Source organism: Corallococcus sp. AB049A, assembly GCF_003668885.1.
In the GTDB taxonomy this organism is placed as follows: domain Bacteria; phylum Myxococcota; class Myxococcia; order Myxococcales; family Myxococcaceae; genus Corallococcus; species Corallococcus interemptor.
In genome coordinates this window covers 1-8,996 of sequence record NZ_RAWL01000360.1, presented here as the reverse complement: position 1 = coordinate 8,996, position 8,996 = coordinate 1, and the positions used below count along the sequence as shown (strand labels likewise).

Annotated in this window: 9 protein-coding genes; all 9 read left to right on the top strand. The window is 69.0% G+C overall.

Features of this window, described 5'->3' with window-relative positions:
- Positions 1-1,417 (top strand): tol-pal system YbgF family protein (locus tag D7X55_RS43580; protein ID WP_158626445.1); only part of this gene is annotated, 1,417 nt, incomplete at its 5' end.
- Between the two features lie 67 nt (positions 1,418-1,484).
- On the top strand, positions 1,485-1,880 hold the full coding sequence (locus D7X55_RS29910; protein WP_120547449.1) for a carboxypeptidase-like regulatory domain-containing protein: 396 nt from the start codon (positions 1,485-1,487) through the stop codon (positions 1,878-1,880).
- A gap of 279 nt (positions 1,881-2,159) precedes the next feature.
- On the top strand, positions 2,160-3,038 hold the full coding sequence (locus D7X55_RS29905) for a ribonuclease HII (RefSeq protein ID WP_120547448.1): 879 nt from the start codon (positions 2,160-2,162) through the stop codon (positions 3,036-3,038).
- Positions 3,035-3,670: a hypothetical protein gene (locus D7X55_RS29900; protein WP_120547447.1), complete on the top strand. Its 636-nt coding sequence runs from the start codon at positions 3,035-3,037 to the stop codon at positions 3,668-3,670. Before D7X55_RS29905 ends, D7X55_RS29900 begins: the two co-directional genes overlap by 4 nt.
- Before the next feature lie 104 nt (positions 3,671-3,774).
- Entirely contained in the window at positions 3,775-4,770 is a 996-nt protein-coding gene (locus D7X55_RS29895; protein WP_120547446.1) for a hypothetical protein, read from the top strand.
- A gap of 338 nt (positions 4,771-5,108) precedes the next feature.
- Positions 5,109-6,218: a porin gene (locus tag D7X55_RS29890; RefSeq protein ID WP_121724846.1), complete on the top strand. Its 1,110-nt coding sequence runs from the start codon at positions 5,109-5,111 to the stop codon at positions 6,216-6,218.
- A 24-nt stretch (positions 6,219-6,242) separates the two neighbouring features.
- Entirely contained in the window at positions 6,243-6,680 is a 438-nt protein-coding gene (locus D7X55_RS29885; protein ID WP_147470263.1) for a hypothetical protein, read from the top strand.
- A 21-nt stretch (positions 6,681-6,701) separates the two neighbouring features.
- Positions 6,702-8,291: a methyl-accepting chemotaxis protein gene (locus D7X55_RS29880; RefSeq protein WP_121724844.1), complete on the top strand. Its 1,590-nt coding sequence runs from the start codon at positions 6,702-6,704 to the stop codon at positions 8,289-8,291.
- 85 nt (positions 8,292-8,376) lie between these two features.
- The coding region (locus D7X55_RS29875; protein WP_147470262.1) for an SH3 domain-containing protein at positions 8,377-8,996 on the top strand (620 nt) is incomplete at its 3' end.

Genomic DNA, 8,996 nt, shown 5'->3' with positions numbered 1-8,996 from the left:
CCCTGCCCCTTCCTCCTGCGCGGGACACCCGGACGCCGCCGCCGGCTGGCGCTGCGTGCACTGCGACGCCCTGCTGTGCCCCGCGTGCGTGGAGACCCGGCGCATGGGCACGGTGGAGTACGCCGTCTGCTCACGCTGCGGCGGTACGGCGGACGTATTGCTTCGCCACCGCTCGCACCGCTCGCTGGCGGCGCGGCTGCCAGGGGCCCTGCGCTTCCCGTTCACCGGGCCGGGGCTCCAGACGCTGGTGGCCGTCGTCATCGCGCTGACCGTGCTGCGCCTGGCCGTCGTCGGCATCGTGATCATCGCCGTCCTGCCGCTCACGCTCGCGCTGGGGGTCTTCTGGGCGTCCTTCTTCGCGCTCGTGCGGGGCGCCGCGCGGGGTGAAGAGGAGCCGGAGGCCCCCGGGTTCAGCGACATCGTCCGGGACAACCTCGCGCCCGGACTCACCGGCCTGTGCGTCAGCGTGGGCGTCTTCGTGCCCGCGCTCGTGCGGGCGTGGGGGCTCCTGGAGTCCGCGTCCTCCGCCGACGTCCTGACGCGCGTCGCCCACCCGGTGGTGACGTTGAGCGCGCCCGTCCTCTGGACGGATCCGCTCTTCTGGGGGCTCGCGGTCCTGGGGGTCCTGTGGCTGCCATGGGCGCTGCTGGTGGCCGCGATGTCACGGTCGGTGCTCGCCGCGCTCAATCCCTTGCGTGCGCTCGCGTGCATCCGCGCGGTGGGCCGCGACGCTCGCCTGGTGACGGGGGTGTTCCTGCTGCTGACCCTGCTGCATGGGGCGCTGCACGGGGTGGCGGAGGCGGTGCTCGGCCTGCCCATCGTCCTCGTGCCCCGGCTCCTCTCGGAGGCGCTCACGTGCCTGGTGCCCTTCGCGGCGGCGAACGTGTTGGGGCTCGTCCTGTACGTGCACGGCGACGTGCTGGACTACCTGCCCGCTCGCGACTTCCTGGAGCCCGCGCTGGGTGACACTTCTCCCATGCAGGCCCCGCCGGTGCTGAACGCGCCCGTGCGGGCGGAGGCCGCCGGCGTGGAGAATCCCGAAGCGGCCCAGGCCGCCCAGGAGGCGGAGCTCGCCGCGGCGGTGGAGGCGCGCGACGTGGCGAAGGCGCTGGCGCTGTATGGCGCGCTCCTCGTTCTGCCCCGCCTGAAGGTTTCGCCGGCACACCATCTGTTCATTGGCCAGGCCGCGGCGGTGGAAGGAGATTTCCCACTGTCGGTCAAAGCTTTGGAAGCCGCGGCGGATTCAGCGCCGGATGCGCCCACCGCGCCCCGCGCGCTGGTGCTGCTGGCGCGCGTGCAGGGGGAGAAGATGGGAAACACGGTGCGCGCGGAGGAAATCTACCGGTACATCCTGCATCGTTATCCGGACACGGAGGCCGCACGTTTTGCCCATGCGCGGCTCGCGCCCGCAGCCTGACACACGCATTGCAGCACCCGTCCCCCGGTACCAGATTCCCTGCATGGGACGGGTTGGGGGCGTGGGGATGGAGAAGCAGCTGAAGTGGAAGCGGCTGGGCTGGTTGGGGCTCCTCGCGAGCGTGCTGGTGACGGGCTGTGATGAAGCCCCCAGCGCGAACCGGCACGAGGACACCTGCGCGGAGCCGAGGTCGCTGCGCGTGGAGGTGATGTCGTCGGACGGCGCGTACATCCAGGGCGCTTCGGTGACGGCCACGAATCTGGAGTCCAACGTCAGCATCACCGGCATCACGGATGACCGCGGCGTCACCACGGCCATCAACGAAACGCTCGCGCCCAGCCCCATCCGCGTGGTGGCCACCGCGGGCTCGCACGTGACGCACGCGGAGCGCGTGGAGTGGACGTGTGACGCATGTCACTGCACGCCTGTTCCCGACACGGTGACGCTCAAGCTCCAGGATTGAACGGGAAGACCCGCCAGTGAGGCCCGGCGCGCGCGGAAAATCCGCCGCCTCGGGCCGCCGGGCGGTTGTGCACACCCGTCCGCACGCGATACCACTTACGCCATGCGTCAAACCCGCATGCGTGCGTCCGCGTCGGTCCGGCTCTCCCCCAGCCTCGCCGCCCGCCCGTCTGGCCTGACGGCGTGCGTGCGGGCGTGTTGTCGCGGCACTGGTGTTCCTCCGCTCCAGTAAGCCGTGCAACAGCGCTACCCGCCGGGTAGGCAATCCCGAAGGTCCCCCATGTCCGCGGAAAATGTGCAGGCCCTGCTCGCATGCTCGGTCACCGAGCTGACCGGGCGGTTCGTCACCCAGGCGCAGCCCATCCCCCAGGGGCTGCTGGAAGCGCTGGAAGCTGATCCCCGCCAGGGCGCGCAGGCGCTCGCGAAGCGGCTGCGGTCGCGCCAGGAGAAGAACCGGGCGGAGGGGCAGCGGCTGCGGCACCTGCTCAAGTTCGAAACGGAGCTGTGGGAGCAGGGCCTCCTGCACGTCGCGGGTGTGGACGAGGCCGGCATGGCGCCGCTCGCGGGTCCTGTCGTCGCGGCGGCGGCCATCCTGCCCCGGGGCTACAAGCTCAAGGGGCTGGACGACTCGAAGAAGATATTGGACCCGGACAAGCGCGAGGCGTTGGCGGAGGCGCTCAAGCGCGACGTGGTGGCGTGGGCGGTGGGCCGGGCGGAGGTGGAGGAGATTGATCAGCTCAACATCTACCACGCGGGCCTGCTGGCGATGCGGCGCGCGGTGGAGGGGCTGGGGCTGAAGCCAGACTACGTGCTGGTGGACGCGCGCACGATTCCGCAGTGCCCTTCCCCGCAGCGGGGCATCATCAAGGGTGACTCGCTGTCGTTGAGCATCGCGGCGGCGTCCGTGCTGGCGAAGACGACGCGCGACCGGCAGATGGCGGAGCTGGACGCGCGGTATCCCGGCTACGGCCTGGCGGCCCACAAGGGCTACCCCACCGCGCAGCACGTGCAGGCCATCCAGGCCCTGGGCGTGCTGCCCATCCACCGCCGGAGCTTCGGCCCGGTGCGCGAGGCGCTCGGACTGGCGCAGCCCTCAGGGCCCGTTCCGATGCAGTCGGAGCTGTTCGCCGCTACTTCTGCCCCGATGGCGAAGCGATGAGCGCGGACAGGGACATCGACGGGTGGTTGGCGGAGCGGGGCGTCACGCTGATGGACGCGCGTGCGAAGGCCCGGGGCGTGCTGGAGGAGGCAGGGCTCACGCGGCCGGGCAAGGCGCGGATGAGCGAGCCCAAGCTCCAGCGTGCGGCCGAGGTCCTGGCCGAGCGCTTCTTCCAGGTGTGCTCGGACCCCGGCTGCCTCCAGGTGGCGTCCGCGAGCGGCCGGGAGCCCCTGCGGGTGGAGCCCCGGAGCCACTGCGCGCGGTGCGGCGGCAGCGCCAACCGGCGAGCGGAGGTGGCGTTCCTGGAGATGTGCCACCAGCGCGGCGTGCAGCGCGTGGTGGTGGTGGGCGGCTCGCCCGCGGTGCGTGAGGAATTGGAAGCGAAGCTGAGCGGCGCCATCTCCCTGCGCATGGTGGACGGCACGGAGCGCCGCACGGCGGACCGCGCGAAGAGCGACCTGGAGTGGGCGGACCTGGTGCTGGTGTGGGGCGCCACGGAGCTGCACCACAAGGTGTCCACGCACTACACGCACCCGGCTTCGTCACATCACCGCAAGGTCGTGCACGTGGTGCGCCGGGGCGTGGCCGCGCTGCTGGATGAGGCAATGATCCACCTGCAGCGGGCGCGATAGACGGAGGGCCCGGCGGCCTGCAGCTGCGTGAACTGGATTTACCCCGAGTGCGCGAAAAGGATAGCGTCAAGCCTTCCAATCGCTGTCACAAAGGGAGCCAGCACATGCCTGGGATTCAAGAACTCGTCGAGTTCGCCGAAGGCTCGAGGAAGATCGGCGTCGACATGGTCAACTTTGCCTGGATCGGCGACCTCGACGAGGGTTCGGAGAAGGCGTTCCAGGGCGTCCGGACAGCCAGCCATCTCACGAACGTCCCCTGGAACCGCATCGTGTTCTGGTGTGAGTCCCGGAACAAGCGCGTCGCCGAGACAGTCCTTCACCGGATCAACCCCAAGATCTGGGTGATGTCGATGAGTGAGTTGTTCACCTGGTGGAAGCAGGACACCCGTGAAGCGAGCACGACCGTGGCCGAGACCGCGCGTCACGTCTACACGAGCCTCAAGCGTCTGGCCGCCCTCTCCGCCGCGAAAGACCTGGCCAGCCTGTGCATCCTGCGGGTGGTGGGCGGGTACTTCTTTGATGCCAGCGTCGAGTTCGTCCTCCAGGCGAAGTTCTTCACCCGGTTCGGCAAGCAGCCGCCGCCAGAGTGGAAAACGGACACGACGATGCCCGTGCTAACCAAGTCGCACTGGGTCGGCGACGCCTGGGCGCTGTATGCGCACCCTTACACGGATACCACCCGGCGCGCCTTGAACACCTATCTGGTCATGTCCAGCAAGGCCGGCATCAATCATCGAAAAGGCATTGGCCCCGGCTTCTACACGTCGGAGATGCCCATGAGCTACACACCCGACACGACGTCCGCCCAATTCTTGTTCAAGCCGGAGAACCTGGGCCTGCAGGACGAGGATCTGCGGATCCGTCAGGAACGGGTCGGGTTGATCCAGGACATGATCATGTCCGCGCTGGCTGCTGGCTGGGGTGAGGAAAAGGCAGGAGACCTGGGCCAGCGCGACGTGGAGACAGGTCAAACGCCAATCCTCACCCTTCCGCATTTTGGCCTCGTCAAGGTGCCAGGCAGCTCGCTGATGGAGTTCGATCCGTCCAAGTGGACGGGCTGGAAGGCGACCCCGTTCCGGGACTGGACGAAGCGCCGCTAGTCCTTGCTCCGAGTGGAGTCCTCTCGATTTCCGCATGGTTGTTTCAACTGCCATGCACCAGGATGGAGTGCCCGCGGCGGCTCCACAGGCGCAGCCCCCTCGGCGCGCATGTCTCACCCGCCTCCCGTGTCGCATCCAGACCGGTGAAACCACGTTTCACCGCCCAGCGCGACAACCCGAACAAACCAAGATCCCGTTTGACACCCCAGATATCGGCGGTGTTTCGGGGAGGGCCGTGCGCGGCTCAGCGCTCTCCTCCTCTGGACAGGAGGTTTAATTTTCTTATACACATAAAATCCAGTCAGCCCCCCGTTCGGTCGTCGTTGAAAGGCACTCCCATGTTTCATCTGCGACGGCTCCTCCTGTGTCTGGGAGTCCTGCTGGTCTCCGGCACCGCGTCCGGCATGTCCCTGGCGGATGGGAAGTTCTTCATCCACGGGTACTCACACCTGAGCACCGGCAAGACCTGGGAGAACGTCTACCTGGCCGGCAATGAGGACGTGGGCCTGCAGGACCTGGGCACCACGCTGCTGGTCCGGGCCCTCCCCATGGAGCGGCTCGTCATCAACACGCAGTTCTCCTTCGAGAAGGCCCCCGGCCAGTCGCTGGAGCCGGAGGTGGACTACGCCTTCGCGGAGTACTCCTTCTCCGACGCGTTCCGCCTGCGCGCGGGCCGCAACCAGCTCCCCCTGGCGCTGTACTCGGAGATCTACGACGTGGGCACGCTGCGGCCCTTCAACGCCCTGCCCCAGGGGACGTACGGCCCCACGACGATTGGAGTGGAGAACTACGACGGCCTGGGGCTCACCGGCCGCATCAACCTGCCGGGCGAGTGGATGGTGGAGTACGACGCCTACGGCGGCTTCCTCGACCTGAAGCAGCCCCTCGTCCAGGACTGTGACGAGGCGGAGGGCGGCGTGTGCATCATCGAGTCACAGCTGCTCGGCGGCCGGCTGGCGCTGTGGGCGCCGCTGGAGGGACTGCGCTTCACCGCGTCCGGGTTCGTGTCCCGCGACCCCGCGAAGGCGGAGGGCAGTCACGACGTGCTGGGCGTCGTGGGCGCGGGCGCCGAGTACCTGGGTGAGTCGCTGTGGCTGCGGGCCGAGTTCTTCAACCTGTTCTCCGAGCAGTCCAAGGCGCGTACGGGCTACGTGGAGGCGGCGTACTTCCTCACCCCGCACTGGCAGCTGGCCGGACGCGTGGAGGGCTCGCGCACCTGGGCCTCCGCCACCGCCGTGCCGCCCGAGCTGCTCACCTACCTGCGCCACCGCGAGGCCGCCGTGGGGGTGAACTACTGGTTCAACCCGCACCTCGTCTTCAAGGTGTCGTTCCACAACGTCATCGGCAACCGCTTCGCCATGCCCGAGGCCACCGACGACCTGGCGGCGCTCCTCCACCCGGAGCCCCACACGCGGCTCCTGTCCCTGGGCACGCAGTTCAGCTTCTAGACCCACCCCCTTTCCGGAAACGCCATGAGAACGCTTGTCCTGCTCTTGTTGTGTGGGTTTGTCGGGCTCTTCGCCGGGCCGGCGCGGGGGGCGCCGTCCGGGACCTACAAGGTCGTGGTCCATCCGGACAACCCGGTGAACGAGCTGAGCCGCGCGCGGCTCTCGCAGCTCTTCTTCAAGAAGAGCACCCAGTGGGATTCAGGCGTCACCGCCATGCCGGTGGACCTGAACGACAGCTCGCCGGTGCGCGCCGCCTTCTGCGACGAGGTGCTGAAGCGCTCGCTGCCCGCGGTCCGGGCCTTCTGGCAGCAGCGCATCTTCTCCGGCCGCGACGTGCCGCCCCCGGAGCTGCCGTCGGATGCGGACGTCCTCGCCTACGTGCGCGCGAACCCCGGCGCCGTGGGCTACGTGCCCGCGAGCACCCCCACCCCCGGGCTGAAGGTCATCACCCTGCTGGACTGAAAGAACAACGAGTCCGGCACCATGCGATTCAAGCACAAGGTCCTGCTGCTCCCCGTCCTCGCGGCCCTGTTCCTCGTCGCCATCATCGGGCTCTCGGAGCTGCTCGGGCGCAGCACCCGGCAGCACCTGGAGCGCATCGAGAAGGGCTACGTCCCCGCGGTGCTCCTCAGCCGGGACCTGGACGTGCTGCTGCAACAGCTGCAACGGGGACTCCAGGACGCGGTCGCGGCGGAGGACCTGGAGCAGCTGGCCGAGTCGGACGCCGTCGCGAAGCGCTTCCTCCAGCGGGTCGCCGAGGGGCGCACCAACCCCGCCATCACGCCGGGGCGCATGGACGCGCTGGAGGCGCAGCTGCGCGACTACGTGGCCTTCGCCCGCGACACGAGCGAGCGGATGATCCGCAGGGACGCCCAGGCCTCCGCCCGGCTCCCGGAGATGGCCACGCGCTACAACCAGGTGCGGGACGCGCTCCAGCGCGCCACCGAGGAGGACCAGCAGAAGATGGGCGCCTCCTTCGCCCTCACCCTGGAGGAGCACAAGGGCTCCCAGCGGCGCCTGGTCCTCCTGGGGCTCATCCTGCTGGGCGTGCTCGCGTCGCTGTCGGTGTGGCTGGTGTCGCAGGTGGCCCAGCCGCTGACGCGGCTCACGCAGGTCGCCTCGCGCATCGCCACCGAGGGTGACCTCACCCAGGTCATCGACATCCGGTCCGAGGACGAGATTGGCCTCCTGGCCCAGAGCATCAACCACCTGGTGCAGCGCCTGCGCACCATCCCCGTCACCCTCCAGGAGACGCTGAAGGAGCTGGCCGGCAGCGTGGAGGGACTGACGCACATCAGCCGCGAGCAGTCCGAGCACCTCACCCGCCAGTCGGCGAGCATCGAGGAGGCGAGCGTGGCCATGCGGGACATCCAGGAGCGGGCGCTGGAGGCCTCGCGGCAGGCCGACACGGTGCTCCAGGTCGCGAAGCGCGCGGAGCAGGCCAGCCTGACGGGCCAGACGCGGCTGCGCCAGAGCGGCGACGCGCTGGAGCACCTGCGCGCCCAGGTGGGTGAGCTGATGCCGGCCATCGGGCGGCTCACGGAGGGCTCTCGCAAGGCGTCCGCCATCCTCCAGACGGTCAAGGACCTGTCGGATCAATCCAACGTGCTGGCCATCAACGCGGCCATCGAGGCGGCGCGCTCGGGCGAGCACGGGCGCAGCTTCGCGGTGGTGGCCCGGGAGATGCGGTCGCTGTCGCAGCAGTCCCAGCGCGGCGCGCAGAGCATCAGCGGCCTGCTGTCGGAGATGGGCACCGCGGTGAGCGCCGTCACCGAGTCCCTGGAGAGCAGCCACCAGAAGATGGCGGAGGGCATCCACGAGGCGCTCTCCTCCGGGCAGAGCCTCCAGGAGCTGACGGAGGCCGTGCGGGACAGCAGCAGCGCGGCCCAGGACATCGTGGGCTCGTTCACCCAGCAGAACGCGGGCATCGTGCAGATGACCGCGGTGGTGACGGACTTCTCCCGGATGATGAAGGACAGCGTGCGGGCCAACGAGGACGTGGAGTCCGCCATCCAGCGGCTGGAGGTCGCCTTCCGGGGCATCCAGGGCGTCGTGAGCGGCTTCCGCGTCTAGGGCCTGATTTAATCCGGTTTAATTCGCCGGCCGGCGTCTCGAACGCTTTCATCCTCGAAGATGTTCAGAGGGGGAAGCACAAGACATGTCGACTGATGGAATCCGCCGTGCCCTGGGGCCTTTGCTGCGCACCGTCGCGAACACCGCCGTGGAGAAGGCGGTCGCCCCACCGCTGCAACCCGCCGCGAAGGCCGTCACGAACTTCGCGGTGTCCTCGTTCGAGCGCGGCAGGTCGCCGCTGGTCGCGCTGAGCCCGCCGCCGCCACCTCCGGCTCCGCAAGTCGACGGGAAGCTGGAGGCGGGGGACTGGCTGTCGGTCACGGATAAGGACGGCGCGAACCAGCGTCAGCGGCCGACCACGAAGAGCGGAATCAACACCACCTTCACGGAGGGGACGCTGCTGAAGATCATCCCGCCGCCGGACAACGGCGCCGTGAGCCAGGAGGGTTTCGTCTACGTGGAGAGCCGGTCCGGGAAACAGGGCTGGGTCCACGAGAGCCTGGTCGGGGAGGTCAGCGAGGAGTTCGTCAATCAGGTCAAGGCGGACGAGCTCGCGAAGAAGCGCGCCGAGAACCACCAGACGGACGCCGCGGACGCGTACCAGGGCATCTACGTCAACCAGTTCGACGCGGAGAAGCAGGTGGGGGACCCGTCTGCCCGCAATGCCAACTGCGGCCCCGCCTCCACGCTCATGGCGCTGCGCAA